The organism is Candidatus Erwinia dacicola, from assembly GCF_001756855.1.
GTDB lineage: Bacteria > Pseudomonadota > Gammaproteobacteria > Enterobacterales > Enterobacteriaceae > Erwinia > Erwinia dacicola.
This window is the reverse complement of sequence record NZ_MAYS01000055.1, coordinates 1-18,120: the sequence shown is the minus strand read 5'-3', so window position 1 is coordinate 18,120 and position 18,120 is coordinate 1. Positions and strand designations below refer to the sequence as shown.

At 54.1% G+C, this 18,120-nt stretch carries 15 protein-coding genes and 1 pseudogene; 15 read left to right on the top strand and 1 reads right to left on the bottom strand.

Going from position 1 to position 18,120, the window contains the following annotated elements; all coding sequences use genetic code 11:
- Positions 1 to 609 precede the first annotated feature (609 nt).
- The 13 genes from BBW68_RS01325 (at position 610) to nuoN (ending at position 15,706) form a co-directional block, all read left to right on the top strand.
- Positions 610 to 1,047, top strand: coding sequence for an NADH-quinone oxidoreductase subunit A (locus BBW68_RS01325; protein WP_070133682.1), 438 nt, complete (start codon positions 610 to 612; stop codon positions 1,045 to 1,047).
- Between the two features lie 17 nt (positions 1,048 to 1,064).
- Entirely contained in the window at positions 1,065 to 1,739 is a 675-nt protein-coding gene (locus BBW68_RS01320) for a NuoB/complex I 20 kDa subunit family protein (RefSeq protein WP_070133681.1), read from the top strand.
- A gap of 117 nt (positions 1,740 to 1,856) precedes the next feature.
- Positions 1,857 to 3,647: an NADH-quinone oxidoreductase subunit C/D gene (gene nuoC / locus BBW68_RS01315; protein ID WP_070133680.1), complete on the top strand. Its 1,791-nt coding sequence runs from the start codon at positions 1,857 to 1,859 to the stop codon at positions 3,645 to 3,647.
- A gap of 2 nt (positions 3,648 to 3,649) precedes the next feature.
- The gene (nuoE, locus tag BBW68_RS01310) at positions 3,650 to 4,165 is read left to right on the top strand and encodes an NADH-quinone oxidoreductase subunit NuoE (protein ID WP_070133679.1); all 516 of its coding nucleotides are present in this window, start codon (positions 3,650 to 3,652) and stop codon (positions 4,163 to 4,165) included.
- Entirely contained in the window at positions 4,162 to 5,502 is a 1,341-nt protein-coding gene (gene nuoF / locus BBW68_RS01305) for an NADH-quinone oxidoreductase subunit NuoF (RefSeq protein ID WP_070133678.1), read from the top strand. The genes nuoE and nuoF overlap by 4 nt, the downstream gene beginning before the upstream one ends.
- Positions 5,503 to 5,552: 50 nt before the next feature.
- Positions 5,553 to 8,279 (top strand): NADH-quinone oxidoreductase subunit NuoG, encoded by a 2,727-nt coding sequence (gene nuoG, locus BBW68_RS01300; RefSeq protein ID WP_070133677.1) that lies wholly within the window; start codon positions 5,553 to 5,555, stop codon positions 8,277 to 8,279.
- A complete protein-coding gene (gene nuoH / locus BBW68_RS01295) occupies positions 8,276 to 9,253 on the top strand; it encodes an NADH-quinone oxidoreductase subunit NuoH (RefSeq protein ID WP_070133676.1) in 978 nt (325 codons plus the stop codon). Before nuoG ends, nuoH begins: the two co-directional genes overlap by 4 nt.
- Positions 9,254 to 9,265: 12 nt before the next feature.
- Positions 9,266 to 9,808: an NADH-quinone oxidoreductase subunit NuoI gene (gene nuoI / locus BBW68_RS01290; RefSeq protein WP_070133675.1), complete on the top strand. Its 543-nt coding sequence runs from the start codon at positions 9,266 to 9,268 to the stop codon at positions 9,806 to 9,808.
- Between the two features lie 10 nt (positions 9,809 to 9,818).
- A complete protein-coding gene (gene nuoJ / locus BBW68_RS01285; RefSeq protein ID WP_070133674.1) occupies positions 9,819 to 10,373 on the top strand; it encodes an NADH-quinone oxidoreductase subunit J in 555 nt (184 codons plus the stop codon).
- Positions 10,370 to 10,672 carry an NADH-quinone oxidoreductase subunit NuoK gene (gene nuoK, locus BBW68_RS01280; RefSeq protein ID WP_070133673.1) on the top strand — a complete coding sequence of 101 codons (303 nt, stop codon included), beginning with the start codon at positions 10,370 to 10,372 and terminating at the stop codon, positions 10,670 to 10,672. The genes nuoJ and nuoK overlap by 4 nt, the downstream gene beginning before the upstream one ends.
- On the top strand, positions 10,669 to 12,507 hold the full coding sequence (gene nuoL / locus BBW68_RS01275) for an NADH-quinone oxidoreductase subunit L (RefSeq protein ID WP_070133672.1): 1,839 nt from the start codon (positions 10,669 to 10,671) through the stop codon (positions 12,505 to 12,507). Before nuoK ends, nuoL begins: the two co-directional genes overlap by 4 nt.
- 214 nt (positions 12,508 to 12,721) lie before the next feature.
- The gene (nuoM, locus tag BBW68_RS01270; protein ID WP_070133671.1) at positions 12,722 to 14,242 is read left to right on the top strand and encodes an NADH-quinone oxidoreductase subunit M; all 1,521 of its coding nucleotides are present in this window, start codon (positions 12,722 to 12,724) and stop codon (positions 14,240 to 14,242) included.
- A gap of 6 nt (positions 14,243 to 14,248) precedes the next feature.
- Positions 14,249 to 15,706, top strand: coding sequence for an NADH-quinone oxidoreductase subunit NuoN (gene nuoN, locus BBW68_RS01265; RefSeq protein WP_070133670.1), 1,458 nt, complete (start codon positions 14,249 to 14,251; stop codon positions 15,704 to 15,706).
- 2 nt (positions 15,707 to 15,708) lie between these two features.
- Here the strand turns inward: nuoN and BBW68_RS01260 are convergent, their stop codons facing one another.
- On the bottom strand, positions 15,709 to 17,364 hold the full coding sequence (locus BBW68_RS01260) for a glucan biosynthesis protein D (RefSeq protein ID WP_070133669.1): 1,656 nt from the start codon (positions 17,362 to 17,364) through the stop codon (positions 15,709 to 15,711).
- 329 nt (positions 17,365 to 17,693) lie between these two features.
- Here BBW68_RS01260 and BBW68_RS01255 point away from each other — a divergent pair.
- Positions 17,694 to 17,873, top strand: a pseudogene (locus BBW68_RS01255) (DUF883 family protein); the annotation flags it as partial.
- A gap of 103 nt (positions 17,874 to 17,976) precedes the next feature.
- Positions 17,977 to 18,120: helix-turn-helix domain-containing protein (locus BBW68_RS15360; protein ID WP_148127490.1), on the top strand; the 144-nt coding region annotated here is incomplete at its 3' end.

The following is an 18,120-nucleotide window of genomic DNA, read 5'->3' as shown; positions in this document are numbered from 1 at the left end:
TGCTGATTTTATGTTATGGACAGCTCGCTGTTTTATGAGATCACAGCATAATCTCTATTTATTTAACAAAGCTATTAATCTGGCTATACGCGTTAAAAAGCGCCCATTCAGCTGAAAAAGAAAAAAACCTCCCTCGCGCTCCTTTCTGGTTCGATCAGTGAATTGATTCTGTTCAAGAAAAATTTGCCTGTTTTCCTAGCATAAAACACCAAACTGTATTCTGGATCAAAAAAATAACCCTAATAGGGGGCAGGAAAACGTGATGAATCCTGCCAAAATAGGCGTTGTTAAATGCACGATCCAAACAAGATTTTAGCCGCTACACTATAGTTCACATGATGCTACTGACTCGATTTAGCTCACTTATCGAGCATTATATGTTAAATTCGTGTTGTGGGTGTGAATTAATGTGCGGGTAGTTTTGTCAAAGTTGACAAAAGGTTAGTTAAAGGAGTAAAAACCACATAGAATCACTGCCTAACCGCAAAAGACACAAAAGACAGTAAGATTTATCAGGTTTTTTATTCTTCCCTTGAATCGATGTGGTGTGTTAACTGCCAATTATCAGAGCAGGACGTAAAACGCCACTTTTGGTGAGTAAGCAAGAGTATGTCAAAAACCACAGAAGTCGTTGCCCATCATTGGGCGTTCGCCGTTTTCCTGATCGTCTCTATCGGCCTTTGCTGCGCAATGCTAGCCGGAGCATGGTTCTTGGGCGGAAAAGCCCGTGGAAGGCATACAAATACACCTTTTGAATCCGGGATTGCTTCGGTGGGCAGTGCTAAACTGCGCCTGTCTGCCAAGTTTTACCTAGTTGCCATGTTTTTCGTCATCTTCGACGTTGAAGCCCTCTATCTCTACGCATGGTCGACAGCGATCCGCGAAAGTGGTTGGGTCGGCTTTGTGGAAGCAGCTATTTTTATTTTGGTTCTGCTAGCTGGTTTGTTTTATCTGGTCCGCATTGGCGCGCTGGATTGGGCTCCTGCCCGTCGTCAGTTTGACGTCAAACCAACCACCATCTCGCACGCCAACCGTCACAAGCAGTAACAGCGAGGAAAAAACACATGGACTATACGCTCACCCGCATAGACCCGAACGGTGGGAATGACCGTTACCCCCTGCAGAAACAGGAGATTGTTACCGATCCCTTAGAAAAGCGCGTTCATCAAAACGTCTACACGGGCAAGTTGGAACACGCTCTGCACGACATGGTGAACTGGGGTCGTAAGAACTCCCTTTGGCCGTTAAACTTCGGCCTTTCTTGTTGCTACGTCGAAATGACCACCTCGTTTACGGCATTACATGACGTGGCGCGATTCGGTTCGGAAGTTATTCGTGCTTCGCCTCGCCAGGCTGACTTTATGGTGGTAGCGGGAACTTGTTTCATCAAGATGGTTCCGGTTGTGCAGCGCCTGTATGACCAGATGCTGGAACCAAAATGGGTGATCTCGATGGGTGCCTGCGCGAACTCCGGTGGTATGTACGATATCTATTCTGTGGTGCAGGGCGTGGATAAGTTCCTGCCGGTTGACGTGTATATTCCGGGTTGCCCTCCGCGTCCTGAAGCCTATATGCAGGCGCTGCTGCTGCTGCAGGAGTCGATTGGCAAAGAGCGCCGTCCGCTGTCTTGGATTGTCAGCGATCAGGGCGTGTATCGCGCCAATATGCAGTCAGAGCGCGACAAAAAGAATGCCGAGCGTATCGCCGTGACTAATCTGCGCACGCCTGACGAAATTTAAAAACAGCAGTTTATGGATGTGGTCAGCAAAAGCGCAAAAAAAACAATGTAATGTGCGCCGCCCCACCTGATGCCAACACTGAGCGCCTAGATGACAGGCCAGAATGGTGAACCTCTTATGACAGATTTAACCACGCAAGATCTCGCTCAGCCGTTATGGCAAACCCGAGATGACCCGGTAATCGGCGAGATGCGTAATCGTTTTGGGCCTGACGCCTTTACTGTGCAAGCAACCCGTACCGGCATTTCGGTAGTCTGGGTGAAACGTGAGCAGCTGCTTGAGATTATCCACTTCCTGCGCAAGTTGCCAAAACCTTATGTCATGCTGTATGACTTGCATGGCATGGACGAGCGTTTGCGTACTCACCGTGCGGGTTTACCCGAGGCTGATTTTTCCGTTTTCTACCACCTCATCTCCATTGAACGCAATCGCGATATCATGCTCAAGGTGGCGTTGTCTGAAAACGATTTGAATGTACCGACCATCACCAAAATCTTCCCGAATGCCAACTGGTATGAGCGTGAAACTTGGGAGATGTTTGGTATCAATATCGAGGACCACCCGCACCTGAGGCGCATCATGATGCCGCAGACGTGGGAAGGGCACCCGCTGCGCAAAGATTATCCGGCGCGTGCGACCGAATTCGATCCTTTCGAGCTGACGAAGCAGAAAGAAGATCTGGAAATGGAGTCGCTCACCTTTAAGCCTGAAGACTGGGGCATGAAGCGCAGCACCAACAATGAGGACTTTATGTTTCTCAACCTCGGCCCGAACCACCCGTCAGTGCACGGTGCGTTCCGTATTATCCTGCAGCTGGACGGCGAAGAGATCGTCAACTGCGTGCCGGATATCGGTTATCACCATCGCGGTGCGGAGAAAATGGGCGAGCGTCAATCTTGGCACAGCTACATTCCTTACACCGACCGCATCGAATATCTCGGCGGCTGCGTGAACGAAATGCCGTACGTGTTAGCGGTTGAGAAACTGGCCGGTATCAAAGTGTCAGAGCGCGTGGATGTCATCCGCGTGATGCTTTCAGAGCTGTTCCGTATAAACAGCCACCTTCTGTACATCTCAACGTTTATTCAGGACGTCGGTGCTATGTCTCCGGTGTTCTTTGCCTTTACCGATCGCCAGAAAATTTACGACGTGGTGGAAGCCATTACTGGTTTCCGTATGCACCCGGCTTGGTTCCGCATCGGCGGCGTGGCGCATGACCTACCGAAAGGGTGGGAGCGCCTACTGCGCGAGCTGCTGGACTGGTTGCCAAAACGGCTGAAATCCTACGAACAGATCGCGTTGAAAAACTCCGTGCTGATTGCTCGCTCGAAAGGTGTTTCTGCCTACAACATGGAAGAAGCACTGGCTTGGGGTACCACCGGTGCAGGTCTGCGCGCGACGGGACTCGACTTTGACGTGCGTAAATGGCGCACGTACTCCGGTTATGAAAACTTCGATTTCGATATTCCCATCGGTGACGGTGTCAGCTGTGCTTACAGCCGCGTGATGCTGAAGATGGAAGAGATGCGCCAGAGTATGCGCATCCTAGAACAGTGTCTAAAGAATATGCCGGAAGGCGCGTTCAAGGCTGACCATCCGCTGACCACGCCGCCACCAAAAGAGCGCACGCTGCAGCATATCGAAACCCTGATCACTCATTTCCTGCAGGTTTCATGGGGCCCTGTGATGCCGGCCAATGAGTCCCTCCAGATGATTGAGGCGACCAAAGGGATTAACAGTTACTACCTGACCAGCGACGGCAGCACCATGAGCTACCGCACCCGCGTGCGCACGCCTAGCTTCCCGCACCTGCAGCAGATCCCTTCAGTGATCAACGGCAGCCTAGTATCCGACCTGATAGTATACCTCGGTAGTATCGATTTTGTTATGTCAGACGTGGACCGCTAATTATGCACGATCAAAGAATTGCGATCGAAACGATCGATGAATCCGGGGCTTTTGTGCTGAGTGCCAGCGAGCGCAATGCCATTGAGCATGAAAAACGCCATTATGAAGACGCGCGTGCCGCTTCAATTGGAGCGCTGAAAATTGTTCAGAAGCAGCGCGGCTGGGTGCCAGACGGTGCGATTAACGCCATTGCGGATGTGCTGGGCATTCCTGCCGTTGATGTGGAAGGGGTGGCAACATTCTACAGCCAGATCTTCCGCACGCCGGTTGGCCGCCATGTAATCCGCTACTGCGACAGCGTTGTGTGCCACATCACTGGCTTCCAGGGAATCCAGGTCGCGCTGGAAACCAAGCTGAATATCAAGCCGGGCCAGACCACGGACGATGGCCGTTTCACGCTGCTGCCGACCTGTTGCCTAGGTAACTGCGATAAGGGGCCAGTGATGATGATGGATGAAGACACTCACGTTCATCTGACGCCGGAAGGCATCGCCAATTTACTGGAGCAGTATCAATGAGACAGATCGTGCGTACTGCCGAAATGCATCCGCTGACTTGGCGCATGCGTGAAGACAAACAGCCGGTATTTCTTGAGGAATACCGCAGTAAGAATGGTTATGCCGGTGCTGAGAAAGCCCTGAAATCCATGGCACCGGAAGATATCGTTGCGCAGGTCAAAGACTCTGGCCTGAAAGGGCGTGGCGGTGCAGGCTTCTCCACCGGTTTGAAGTGGAGCTTGATGCCGAAAGACGAATCCATGAATATCCGTTACCTGCTGTGTAACGCCGATGAAATGGAGCCCGGCACCTATAAAGACCGCCTGCTGATGGAGCAGATGCCGCACCAGCTGGTTGAAGGCATGTTGGTCGCCGCTTTTGCGCTGAAAACCTATCGTGGCTATATCTTCCTGCGTGGCGAATATATTGAAGCTGCCGCCAACCTGCGCAGCGCCATCGCTGAAGCAACTGAAGCGGGTCTGTTGGGTAAAAACATCCTCGGCTCGGGCTTCGATTTTGAGCTGATCGTGCACACCGGCGCTGGCCGCTATATCTGTGGTGAAGAGACCGCGCTGATTAACTCCTTGGAAGGGCGCCGCGCTAACCCGCGCTCCAAGCCACCCTTCCCGGCATCAGCGGGTGCTTGGGGCAAGCCGACCTGCGTTAATAACGTTGAGACGCTCTCCAACGTGCCAGCCATCATTGCTAACGGCGTTGACTGGTACAAAGGCATTTCCACCAGTGAAGATACCGGCACCAAAATGATGGGCTTTTCCGGCAGGGTGAAAAACCCTGGCATCTGGGAACTGCCGTTTGGCACCACCGCTCGCGAAATTCTGGAAGAGTATGCCGGTGGCATGCGCGACGATCTGAAATTCAAGGCGTGGCAGCCGGGTGGTGCAGGCACTGATTTCCTAACCGAATCCCACCTCGACCTGCCAATGGAATTTGCCAGCATTGGTAAAGCCGGTAGCCGTCTGGGTACGGCGCTGGCGATGGCTGTTGACCACGAGATCAACATGGTGTCGCTGGTGCGCAATCTGGAAGAGTTCTTCGCCCGTGAATCCTGCGGCTGGTGTACACCTTGCCGCGACGGCCTGCCGTGGAGCGTTAAAATTCTGCGCGCGCTGGAGAACAAACAGGGGCAGCTAGGGGATATCGAAACTCTGCTGCAGCTCTGCCGCCAGCTTGGCCCGGGTAAAACATTCTGTGCGCATGCGCCGGGTGCAGTAGAACCACTGCAAAGTGCCATTAAATACTTCCGCGAAGAGTTTGAAGCGGGTATGGCACCCCAAGTATACAACAACACACACGCGATTAGCGGCATCCAGCCAAACCTGTTAAAGGCACGCTGGTAAGCAGAGTTTAACGCCCGTGTTTGCACGGGCCTTACGGAAACATATTCACTATGGCTACAATTCATGTAGACGGTAAAGAATATGATGTTGATGGTGCAGACAACCTGTTGCAGGTATGTCTCTCCCTTGGCCTTGATATTCCTTATTTCTGCTGGCACCCGGCGCTCGGTAGCGTCGGTGCCTGCCGCCAGTGTGCGGTAAAGCAGTTCCAAAATGCCGAAGACACCTGTGGCCGCCTAGTTATGTCCTGCATGACCCCGGCGTCCGATGGCACATTCATCTCCATCGATGATGGTGAGGCGAAAGAGTTCCGCGAAAGTGTGGTGGAGTGGTTAATGACTAACCACCCGCACGACTGTCCGGTCTGTGAAGAGGGCGGTAACTGTCACCTGCAGGATATGACAGTGATGACCGGCCACAGCTTCCGCCGTTATCGCTTCACCAAGCGTACTCACCGCAATCAGGATCTCGGTCCGTTTATTTCCCACGAGATGAACCGCTGCATCGCCTGCTACCGCTGTGTGCGCTACTACAAAGATTATGCCGATGGTACTGACCTCGGCGTTTACGGTGCACATGACAATGTCTACTTTGGTCGTCCTGAAGATGGCGTGCTGGAGAGTGAATTCTCCGGTAACCTAGTAGAAATTTGCCCAACTGGCGTGTTCACCGACAAAACTCACTCCGAGCGTTACAACCGTAAGTGGGATATGCAGTTTGCGCCAAGCATCTGCCAGCAGTGCAGCATCGGCTGTAACACCAGCCCGGGCGAGCGCTACGGTGAACTGAGCCGCATCGAAAACCGTTATAACGGCACGGTAAACCACTACTTCCTGTGCGACCGTGGCCGTTTCGGCTATGGTTACGTTAACCTGAAAGATCGCCCGCGCCAGCCAATGCAGCGCCGCGGCGATGACTGGATCGCGCTCAACGCTGAGCAAGCGATGCAGGGAGCCGCAGATGTGCTGCGTCAGGCGAGAAAAGTGATCGGCATTGGTTCACCGCGCGCCAGCGTGGAGAGCAACTTTGCACTGCGCGAGCTGGTGGGAGCCGAAAACTTCTCTACCGGTATCGCTGCGGGTGAGCAGGCGCGTCTTGAGCTGATGCTTAACGTGCTGCGCGACAGCGGCATTCACACGCCGGCGCTGCGTGATATCGAGAGCTACGATGCGGTGCTGGTGCTGGGTGAAGATCTGACTCAGACTGGGGCGCGCGTTGCCCTGTCCGTGCGTCAGGCCGTGAAGGGCAAATCACGTGAAATGGCAGCCACACAGAAAGTGGCGGACTGGCAGATTGCTGCGATTCTCAACATCGGTCAGAACGCCAAACATCCGCTGTTCGTCACTAACGTTGATGAAACCCGCCTTGATGATATCGCCGCGTGGAGTTATCACGCCCCGGTTGAGGATCAGGCGCGTTTAGGTTTTGCCATTGCCCATGAGCTGGACGCCAGTTCACCGGCGGTCAGCGATCTCGATAAATCACTGGCGGGCAAAATCAACGTGATTGTGCAGGCGCTGGCCGGTGCGAAAAAACCGCTGATTGTATCCGGAACTCACTCCGGCAGCGAAGCGATGATTCAGGCTGCCGCTAATGTGGCGAAAGCGCTGAAAGCTCTTGGTTCTGATGTGGGGATCACCTTGATTGCGGGGGCCACTAACAGCGTTGGCTTGGGCATGATTGGCGGTCACTCGCTCGACGTCGCCTTGGCGGATCTGGAAAACGGCGCGGCAGATACGGTGATCATTTTGGAGAACGATCTCTATCGTCACCTGCCGAAAGCCACCGTGGATGCTGCACTGATCAATGCGCCAAACGTGATAGTGCTCGATCACCAGCGTACTGCCACCACTGAAAAAGCCGGTCTGATCCTCTCTACTGCCAGCTTCGCTGAAAGCGATGGGACCGTCGTCAACCAAGAGGGCCGCGCACAGCGTTTCTTCCAGGTTTATGATCCGGCTTACTACGACAAAAAAGTTCAGATGCTGGAAAGCTGGCGATGGCTGCACTCGCTGCAGAGCACCATCAACAGCCGCGAAGTGGACTGGAGCCAGCTCGATCACGTGATAGATGCCTGTGTGGTCGCACTGCCGCAGCTGGCCGGGATTAAACAAGCGGCACCGGATGCTAGCTTCCGTATTCGCGGTCAGAAGCTGTCGCGCTTGCCGCACCGTTCAAGTGGACGTACCGCGATGCGTGCCAATATCAGTGTGCACGAACCGCGTCAGCCGCAGGACAAAGACACCATGTTCTCCTTCTCAATGGAAGGGAACAACCAGCCGGGTGCTGCGCGCTCACAGATCCCATTTGCATGGGCGCCAGGCTGGAACTCACCGCAGGCATGGAACAAATTCCAAGCGGAAGTGGGTGGACATCTGCGTAACGGCGATCCGGGCGTACGCCTGATCGAAGCGGGTGACTCTCGGCTGGGCTGGTTCGAAAATGTGCCGGCGGCCTTCAGCGGTGACACCGATAGCTGGCGAGTGGCGCCATACTTCCACCTGTTTGGTAGCGAAGAGATGACGCAGCGCGCTCCGGTTATTCAGCAGCGTATGCCGCAGGCTTACGTGATGATGAACCCGAATGATGCGGCAAAACTGTGCGTGAATGCCGGGGCTGCGGTTGAATTTCACTGCCAGGGTGAAATTCTGCGTCTGCCGGTGTGCTTCTCCAGCAATCTGCAGGCAGGGCAGGTTGGTTTGCCAATTGGTTTGCCGGGTGTTCCACCGTTCCTTGCCGGTAGCGACATTGAAAATCTGCGGGAGGCTGCACAATGAGGTGGCTGACACCGGAAGTTATCGACGTCATTATCGCCGTCGTAAAAGCCTTAGTGATCCTGTTTCTCGTCGTTGGCTGCGGCGCGTTTATGAGCTTCGGCGAACGTCGCCTGCTCGGCCTGTTCCAGAACCGCTACGGACCAAACCGTGTCGGCAGGGGCGGCTCGCTGCAGCTGGTGGCAGATATGATCAAAATATTCTTTAAAGAGGACTGGATCCCACCGTTCACTGACCGCGTGATCTTCACCCTTGCGCCAATGATCGCTTTCATCTCGCTGCTACTGGCGATGGCGATTGTGCCAGTGACTTCCACTTGGATGGGCGCGGACCTGAATATCGGTCTGCTGTTCTTCCTGATGATGGCAGGCCTTGCGGTGTATGCCGTATTGTTCGCGGGCTGGTCGAGTAATAATAAATACTCACTGCTCGGTGCGATGCGTGCCTCAGCCCAGACGCTGAGCTACGAAGTGTTCCTCGGCCTGTCGCTGATGGGAGTGGTCGCTCAGGCTGGCTCGTTCAACATGGTCGACATTGTGAACAGCCAGCAGCATCTGTGGAACGTAATCCCGCAGTTCTTGGGCTTTATCACCTTCTGCATCGCCGGTGTTGCAGTGTGCCACCGCCATCCGGTTGATCAGCCAGAAGCCGAGCAGGAACTTGCTGACGGTTACCACATCGAGTATGCCGGGATGAAATTCGGCCTGTTTTTCGTGGGTGAATACGTCGGTATCGTGACCGTATCATCACTGATCGTCACGCTATTCTTCGGTGGCTGGTACGGTCCGTGGCTGCCGCCGATTTTCTGGTTTGCCATCAAAACGGCATTCTTCATGATGATGTTCATTCTGATTCGTGCTGCGTTACCGCGCCCGCGCTATGACCAGGTGATGTCGTTCGGCTGGAAAGTCTGTCTGCCGTTAACACTGTTGAATCTGCTGGCGACCGCCGCAGTGATTCTGTACACGGTGCAGTAAGGGGTTAAGAAAATGACATTAAAAGACCTTGTCGTTGGTTTCGGGACAACCGTACGCAGTATCTGGCTGATAGGTATGAATGCCTTCGCCAAACGCGAAACCATGATGTACCCGGAAGAGCCGGTTTACCTGCCGCCACGTTATCGTGGGCGTATCGTGCTGACGCGCGAGCCGGACGGCCAGGAACGCTGCGTTGCCTGTAACCTGTGTGCCGTAGCCTGCCCGGTGGGCTGTATCTCGCTGCAAAAAGCGGAGATGGCCGACGGCCGCTGGTATCCGGAGTTCTTCCGTATCAACTTATCGCGCTGCATCTTCTGTGGCCTGTGTGAAGAGGCTTGCCCGACCACTGCGATTCAGCTTACTCCAGATTTCGAGCTGGGTGAGTTCAAGCGTCAGGATCTGGTGTATGAAAAAGAACACCTGCTGATTTCTGGCCCGGGTAAATACCCGGAATACAGTTTTTACCGGATGGCGGGTATGGCGATTAGCGGTAAAGATAAAGGCGACGCAAAAAACGAAGCCAGACCCATCGACGTCAAGGGCTTGTTACCTTAAGGAGCCAAGCATGGAATTTGCGTTTTATCTTTGCGGACTGGTCGCGGTGCTGGCAACGTTGCGCGTTGTCACCCACACAGACCCGGTACATGCGTTGCTGTACCTGATTATTTCTCTGCTGGCTATCGCCGGTGTATTCTTCTCGCTCGGCGCTTACTTTGCCGGTGCGCTGGAGATCATTGTTTATGCGGGCGCCATCATGGTGCTGTTTGTCTTCGTGGTGATGATGCTGAACCTTGGCGGTCAGGAGATCGAGCAGGAGCGTCGCTGGCTGCAGGCATCTATGTGGATCGAATCCGCTGTGCTGTCGTTTGTCCTGCTGGTGATGCTGATTTACGCCATCCGTAGTGTTAATGACCAGAGCATTGACGGCACGATGATCGATGCGAAAGCGGTCGGCATCAGCCTATTTGGTCCTTATGTTCTGGCCGTTGAGCTGGCTTCCATGCTGCTGCTGGCAGGGCTAGTCGTGGCCTTTCACATCGGTCGCGAGCAGCGCTCTGGTGAGGTGCTGAGCAACCGCCCGGCGGACAAAGTGAAAAGTAATAAGGAGGAGCAGGTATGATCCCTCTGCAGCATGGACTTATTCTGGCGGACATTCTGTTTGTCCTCGGGCTGACGTGCGTGGTAATTCGTCGTAACTTCCTGTTTATGTTGATTGGTCTCGAAATTATGATCAACGCCGCAGCACTGGCGTTCATGGTGGCAGGGAGCTACTGGGGCCAAGCAGACGGTCAGGTAATGTATATCCTGGCAATCAGCTTGGCTGCGGCTGAGGCCAGTATTGGTCTAGCGCTGCTGCTGCAGCTGCAACGCCGCAGTCAGACCCTCAACATTGATAAAGTGAGTGAGATGCGCGGATGAACCTTTTTTATTTAACAATCCTGTTTCCGCTGATTGGCTTCTTACTGCTGGCATTTTCCCGTGGTCGCTGGTCAGAAAATCTGGTCGCTACCGTCGGAATGGGTTCTGTCGGTCTAGCCGCACTGGTCACGCTATATGTTGGCATGGACTTCTTTGCCAACGACCAGCAGGTATTTAATCAGCTGCTGTGGACCTGGATCCACGTGGGTAACTACAACATCAGCGTTAGCCTGACGCTGGATGGGCTGTCGCTGACTATGCTGTTCGTGGTCACCGGTGTGGGCTTCTTTATCCATATGTTTGCCTCTTGGTATATGCGTGGGGAGGAGGGATACTCGCGCTTCTTCGCCTATACCAACCTGTTTATCGCCAGCATGGTGGTTCTGGTACTGGCCGATAACCTGATGCTGATGTATCTCGGCTGGGAAAGCGTGGGCCTCTGCTCGTACCTGCTGATCGGTTTCTACTATACCGAAGCGAAAAACTGTGCGGCGGCGATGAAAGCCTTTATCGTGACCCGCGTAGGTGACGTGTTCTTGGCATTTGCGTTGTTCATTCTTTACAACGAGCTGGGTACGCTGAACTTCCGCGAAATGGTCGAGTTGGCTCCGGCACACTTTGCCGCCGATAACCATATGCTGATGTGGGCAACCCTGATGCTGTTAGGTGGTGCGGTCGGTAAATCAGCTCAGTTGCCATTGCAGACCTGGCTGGCCGATGCGATGGCGGGCCCAACCCCGGTATCTGCACTGATCCACGCGGCAACTATGGTAACCGCAGGTGTCTACCTGATTGCCCGTACTCACGGCCTGTTCCTGATGACGCCGGAAGTGCTGCATCTGGTTGGTATCGTGGGTACGGTGACGCTGGTGCTGGCAGGCTTTGCGGCGCTGGTGCAGACCGATATCAAGCGCGTGCTGGCCTATTCGACCATGAGTCAGATTGGCTATATGTTCTTGGCACTGGGCGTTCAGGCTTGGGATGCGGCGATTTTCCATCTAATGAACCATGCGTTCTTCAAAGCGCTGCTGTTCCTCTCTTCTGGTTCGGTGATCCTCGCCTGCCATCATGAGCGGAATATCTTCAAAATGGGCGGCCTGCGTACAAGTATCCCGCTGGTGTATGTCTGCTTCCTAGTCGGGGGCGCAGCGCTGTCTGCCTTGCCGCTGATTACCGCAGGCTTCTTTAGTAAGGATGAGATTCTGGCAGGGGCACTGGCTAAAGATCATCTTAACCTGATGATTGCCGGTTTGGCAGGGGCGTTTATGACTTCGCTCTACACCTTCCGTATGATCTTCATTACCTTCCACGGGAAAGAACAAATTCACGCTAACGCCGGCAAAGGGATTACTCATCATATGCCGTTGATCGTGCTGTTAATTCTCTCAACCTTTATTGGCGCGATGATTGTGCCGCCGCTGAAAGGCGTACTGCCGGATACCGCTAAACTGGCGCACGGCAGCGTGCTGACGCTGGAGATTGCCTCTGGCGTAGTCGCGATTGTCGGCATTCTGCTGGCCGCCGCGCTGTGGCTTGGCAAGCGCACGCTGGTAACCTCAATCGCCAACAGCGCCGTGGGTCGTTTCTTCTCGACCTGGTGGTTTGCCGCTTGGGGCTTCGACTGGCTATACGACAAAATCTTCGTTAAGCCTTACCTTGGCGTGGCCTGCCTGCTGTCGCGTGACCCGTTAAATGCACTGATGAACATCCCAGCACTGTTGGCGCGTGGCGCAAACAAAAGCTTGGTAATCAGTGAAAACGGCTATTTGCGCTGGTATGTGGCCTCAATGAGCATCGGTGCCTTGGTGGTGCTGACTCTGCTGATGGTGATGTAAAGGTTCGTGAGCGGGGCGGGGAAGAATCTCTGCCCCTGTTTAAAGAATGTTAAAAATTACCTGAAAGTTGGGCGTTATAGGTGCCGCCAGTTTTGTTACCGCCAGCGCAGAGTAAGCGCAGCATACTTAAGTATGTGACCATTGCGAGCACTGCCGGGGGCATAAATGGCAAGCGAGATAGCCCATTCAGGCTCAAAAAAGGGAAAGGCCCGCCATGTTATTACCTTGGCTTATATTGATCCCGTTTGTCGGTGGCTTGCTGTGCTGGCAGCTTGAGCGCTTAGGACCTAAGCTGCCGCGCTGGATCGCACTGATCGCAATGGGGCTGACACTGGTGCTTTCACTGCAGCTTTGGCTGCAGGGTGGCTACTCACTGACTCAGGCTGCGGGTATTCCGCAGTGGCAATCTCAGTTCTCCGTTCCGTGGATCCCACGCTTTGGTATTGAGTTCCATCTAGCGCTCGACGGCCTGTCGCTGCTGATGGTGATGCTGACCGGGTTGCTTGGCCTGATGGCGATCCTCTGCTCGTGGAATGAAATCGAGAAATGGCAGGGCTTCTTCCACCTCAACCTGCTGTGGATCCTCGGTGGCGTGATCGGCGTGTTCCTCGCCATGGATATGTTCCTGTTCTTCTTCTTCTGGGAGATGATGCTGGTACCGATGTACTTACTGATCGCGCTGTGGGGCCACAAAGCCTCCGACGGGAAGACGCGTATTTCTGCCGCAACCAAATTCTTCATCTATACCCAAGTCAGCGGTCTGGTGATGCTGATTGCGATTCTGGCGCTGGTATTTATACGCTATAACGCGACAGGCATCTGGACGTTTAACTATGAACTGCTGCTGAAAACGCCAATGTCGCACGGCGTGGAATACTTGCTGATGCTGGGCTTCTTTATCGCCTTCGCGGTAAAAATGCCAGTGATTCCGTTGCACGGCTGGCTACCGGATGCACACAGCCAAGCACCAACCGCAGGTTCGGTTGACCTTGCCGGTATTCTGTTAAAAACGGCCGCTTACGGCCTGCTGCGTTTCGCGCTGCCGCTGTTCCCAAATGCTTCGGCCGAGTTTGCGCCCATCACCATGTGGCTGGGGATTATCGGTATCTTCTACGGTGCGTGGATGGCTTTCTCGCAGTACGATATCAAACGCCTGATTGCTTACACATCTATCTCCCACATGGGCTTTGTGCTGATTGCCATCTACACCGGTAGCCAGCTGGCATTCCAAGGGGCGGTGGTGCAGATGATCGCGCACGGCCTGTCAGCGTCTGCGCTGTTCATCCTTTGTGGTCAGCTGTACGAGCGCCTGCATACCCGTGATATGCGTCAGATGGGTGGTCAGTGGGCACGTATTAAATGGTTACCGGGCCTGTCGCTGTTCTTCGCGGTGGCGAACCTTGGGATGCCTGGTACGGGTAACTTCGTCGGGGAGTTTATGATCCTAACGGGCAGCTTTCAGACGGTGCCGGTGATCATTGTCATCGCCACCTTCGGGCTGGTGTTTGCCTCGGTTTACTCACTGACTATGATGCAACGCGCCTACTACGGTACGCCAAAGTCAGATACCCCTCTGCGCGGCATGTCAGCGCGTGAGTTCCTGATGATTATGGTGCTGGTGGTCCTGCTGGTGCTGCTGGGTGTTTATCCTCAGCCGATTCTGGATACCTCGCATGCTGCGATGAGTAATATTCAGCCGTGGTTTACTGCTTCAATTTTAACTACAAGGCCGTAATTCGTCATGACGATTACTTCTCAACAATTGATCGCGCTTCTACCGCTGCTGATCGTCGGATTGACGGTGGTAGTTGTGATGCTGTCCATTGCGTGGCGACGCAATCACTTCGTCAATGCAACGCTGGCCGTGATCGGCCTCAATCTAGTGCTGTTCGCGCTGTACTTTGTCGGTCAGGCTGGACCAATGGATGTCACCCCGCTGCTGCGCGTGGACAGCTATTCAATACTGTATACCGGGCTGGTTATTCTTGCCAGCCTAGCAACCTGCACCTTTGCTTACCCGTGGCTGGCGGGCTACTCGGATAACCGCGAAGAGTTTTACCTGCTGGTGCTGATTGCGACTTTGGGCGGTGTGATGCTGGCCAGCGCGAGTCACTTGGCTTCGCTGTTCCTCGGTATTGAGCTGATCTCCCTGCCGCTGTTTGGCTTGGTGGGTTACGCCTTCCAGCAGAAACGCTCGCTGGAAGCGGCTATCAAGTACACCATCCTGTCGGCAGCGGCATCGTCATTCCTGCTGTTCGGTATGGCACTGGTGTATGCAGACTCGGGCAACATCAGCTTTGTTTCGCTCGGTAAGAGCCTGAACGATGGTGTACTGCATGAGCTGCTGATTATGGCGGGTCTGGGTATGATGATCGTAGGCTTTGGCTTCAAGCTATCGCTGGTACCGTTCCACCTGTGGACGCCAGACGTGTATCAGGGGGCTCCAGCTCCGGTTTCGACCTTCTTGGCTACCGCCAGCAAAATCGCCATCTTTGGCGTGCTGATGCGCCTGTTTATGTATGCACCGCTGGCCGACAACGAAGGCGTGCGCAGCGTACTTGGCATTATGGCGGTGCTGTCGATGCTGTTCGGTAACCTGATGGCGATTTCGCAGACCAACATCAAGCGTATGCTGGGCTACTCGTCAATTGCTCACCTCGGCTATCTGCTGGTGGCGCTGATTGCCGTGCAGACTCATCAGTTATCGATGGAGACCGTTGGCGTTTACCTAGCTGGTTATCTGTTCAGCAGCCTCGGTGCTTTCGGTGTCGTCAGCCTGATGTCCAGCCCTTACCGGGGCCCGGATGCTGACTCGCTGTACTCCTACCGCGGTCTGTTCTGGCATCGTCCGATCCTCGCCGCTGTGATGACCGTGATGATGCTGTCACTGGCGGGTATCCCGATGACGGTTGGTTTTATCGGTAAGTTCTACGTGATTGCTGTGGGTGTGAGTGCACATCTGTGGTGGTTAACCGGCACCGTGGTGCTGGGCAGTGCCATTGGCCTGTACTACTACCTGCGTATGACCGTCAGCCTGTACCTCAACCCGCCAGAGCTGATGCAGCGTGATACCCCTGCGAATTGGGCATTCACCGCTGGTGGTGTGGTGGTACTGATTTCAGCGATTCTGGTGCTGGCGCTGGGTATCTACCCGCAGCCGCTGATCTCGCTGGTTAAGCTGGCGCAGCCGCTGATGTAGTATTAACCCGCGGTCATCACGCGGTCATCAATATACTTACGCTTGTCCGGCGGCGGTGGGAAATACTGATACAGCCAAGTTTCGCTCAGCGTCTCATCTTTGGTTCGCAGGAACAGGCGCATATTCACCGGCGCAGTGGAATCGCTGTCAGGATACCAGTCGAACAGGATGCGGTAGCCGTCGATAGGCTCAACGTAGAGGATCTCGATCTGCTTAAGGGTGCCGCTACTGACGTTGATCACCGGCTCGATCCCTTTCGGTGCTGCCGCTTTCAGATTGCCACCCACGAAGTCGACCGCAAAACGGCGCGCCCAGACGTCAGGATAGTGTTCGCCAGGTGCCCAGCTTTCCGGGAAGCCGCCCGTACCGGTGCGTGTCGCATTCACCCGTGACAGGCCGCTACGAACCGGCGGCAGGCCGCTCCAGTAAAGCTTGTAGGGGAAGCTGTGCTCACTGCCCGCTTTGATGGCGTCGGCTGGCTGCCAGAAGCAGACGATATTATCTAGCGTTTCACCCGTGGTCGGGATCTCCATTAGGTTGATCGCCCCTTTGCCCCACTTGCCGACCGGCTCAACCCACAGGCTCGGGCGCTTGTTGTACCAGCCAATCACATCCTGATAATCTAGGAAGTTATGATTGAGCTGCAACATGCCGAAACCCCGCGGGTTCTCGTCCTGATAAGCATTGAAGGTCAGACGCTGCGGGTTGTTCAACGGACGGCAGATCCACTCACCGCTACCGGTCCACATTGCTAGGCGATCGGAGTCGTGAATTTGCGGGTGGATGGTGTCGCACATGCGGCGTTCGTTATTGCCGCAGCTGAACATGGTGGTCATGGGTGAGATACCCAGCTGCTGGATATCTTTACGTACATAAATGTGGTTTTCCACTTCCATCACCACGAGTTTCTCTTCACAGTGAATGGTGAATTTAAATGCGCCGGTGCAGCTTGGGCCATCCAGTAGGGTATACATCAAAAACGTGGTGTCATCTGCTTTTGGCGTTTCGAACCAGAAGGCAGTGAAGTCCGGGAACTCTTCTTTGCTGGTAAAGGTATCGATCGCCACGCCGCGTGCCGACAGTCCGTACTGGTAGGTTTCATCTACCGCACGGAAATAGCTGGCGCCGAGGAACGAGACGATATCGCGTTTTGCCAGATCCGGTTTTTTAAACGCGCGGAAACCGGCAAAGCCGAGGTCGTTTTTGCCTTCCAGCTGCTTGGTATCAACGTGGGAATTGTTGTAGTTGAACAGCTCCGGGCGGAAGTGGATTTCACATGCCTCACGGCTGGTGCCATCAACGGAGAACATGCCGATACGGCGTTTAAAACCCATGCCCACATGGAAGAACTGAACGTCAAGCTGACGATTGTCGATGCCGTTCCATAGCGAGTGGTTCGCATCGTACTGGATTTCGTTATAGGCCTGCGGAGTCAGCGTTGCCAGCGTTTCCGGCAGCGAAGCCGGAGCGCCGCCATAGGCCTGTTTTGCCATGGCGGCAGCCATTTTTTTAAGGACGTCAAAGTCAAAACGCTTAGCGGTTCCGTCGGCAATCCCATCTTCCACCCAGTCAGCCTGGGAGAACAATGCGGATAGTCCAGACATCCCACTTACGGTAGCGAATGCCATTGACGCTTTCATAAACATTCTTCGATTCATGCCGGAAATAATTTCCTCAGTGAACGGAGTTTGTAGTGACTGTCGTGCGTTTGAACGCATTCGCTTGGCCGGATTTAGCCCGGTTACAGGGAGTTGCGACAGCGAGCCGGGTTGATAGTTCAGTTCACGCAAAATTTACCAGATAAATCTAACTGCCGCAGTGATTTCCCGTGTTTATTCGTTGGTTTACCGCGTCTGGTGCACAAATACACGCGCCTTATGGCAACTGCTGAGCGATTCTCAGCGCATTCCTAGTCGCTTTAGCCAAGCAGAGCGACAACTACTGTCTATAGTTATCAACGTGTGTTATTCGACCAAGGAGAATGGAAATGGCAACAACGACTGAACCACATAAAACTCGACTGGATGATGACTTTGCGTTACTGACTGAAACGCTGGAACAAGTACTGAAATCATCGGGCGACCCGGCAGACCAGAAACACATGGAGCTGAAAGCGAAAAAATCACTGAATGAGGTGAAATCCCGCATCAGCAACGCGTCTGATACCAGCGAATTCAGATAATAAGTGCAACGCTCGGTCATGTAGATGGAGGGACGGTTAGCTACCGATAAGCTATCTTGCTCTTCCGACTAAAGATGAGCGAATAACTATGAAATATCAGCAGTTAACCGAAGGGTTACGATACCAGATAGCTCTGTTGTGTGAAGACAAAGTTAGTCAGGCCGAGATTGGTCGCCGGTTAGGCGTCTGTAAGTCAACAGTCTCGTGGGAACTGCGCCGTAATCGCTCTGTA

What these genes read in the sequence shown, in the direction of transcription:
- nuoJ (WP_070133674.1), top strand. Translation starts at nt 9,819, where the DNA reads ATGGAATTTGCGTTTTATCTTTGCGGACTGGTCGCGGTGCTGGCAACG.
- nuoM (WP_070133671.1), top strand. Translation starts at nt 12,722, where the DNA reads ATGTTATTACCTTGGCTTATATTGATCCCGTTTGTCGGTGGCTTGCTG.
- BBW68_RS01260 (WP_070133669.1), bottom strand. Translation starts at nt 17,364, where the DNA reads ATGAATCGAAGAATGTTTATGAAAGCGTCAATGGCATTCGCTACCGTA.
- nuoI (WP_070133675.1), top strand. Translation starts at nt 9,266, where the DNA reads ATGACATTAAAAGACCTTGTCGTTGGTTTCGGGACAACCGTACGCAGT.
- nuoE (WP_070133679.1), top strand. Translation starts at nt 3,650, where the DNA reads ATGCACGATCAAAGAATTGCGATCGAAACGATCGATGAATCCGGGGCT.
- nuoC (WP_070133680.1), top strand. Translation starts at nt 1,857, where the DNA reads ATGACAGATTTAACCACGCAAGATCTCGCTCAGCCGTTATGGCAAACC.
- nuoN (WP_070133670.1), top strand. Translation starts at nt 14,249, where the DNA reads ATGACGATTACTTCTCAACAATTGATCGCGCTTCTACCGCTGCTGATC.
- nuoF (WP_070133678.1), top strand. Translation starts at nt 4,162, where the DNA reads ATGAGACAGATCGTGCGTACTGCCGAAATGCATCCGCTGACTTGGCGC.
- nuoG (WP_070133677.1), top strand. Translation starts at nt 5,553, where the DNA reads ATGGCTACAATTCATGTAGACGGTAAAGAATATGATGTTGATGGTGCA.
- nuoH (WP_070133676.1), top strand. Translation starts at nt 8,276, where the DNA reads ATGAGGTGGCTGACACCGGAAGTTATCGACGTCATTATCGCCGTCGTA.
- BBW68_RS01325 (WP_070133682.1), top strand. Translation starts at nt 610, where the DNA reads ATGTCAAAAACCACAGAAGTCGTTGCCCATCATTGGGCGTTCGCCGTT.
- BBW68_RS01320 (WP_070133681.1), top strand. Translation starts at nt 1,065, where the DNA reads ATGGACTATACGCTCACCCGCATAGACCCGAACGGTGGGAATGACCGT.
- nuoK (WP_070133673.1), top strand. Translation starts at nt 10,370, where the DNA reads ATGATCCCTCTGCAGCATGGACTTATTCTGGCGGACATTCTGTTTGTC.
- nuoL (WP_070133672.1), top strand. Translation starts at nt 10,669, where the DNA reads ATGAACCTTTTTTATTTAACAATCCTGTTTCCGCTGATTGGCTTCTTA.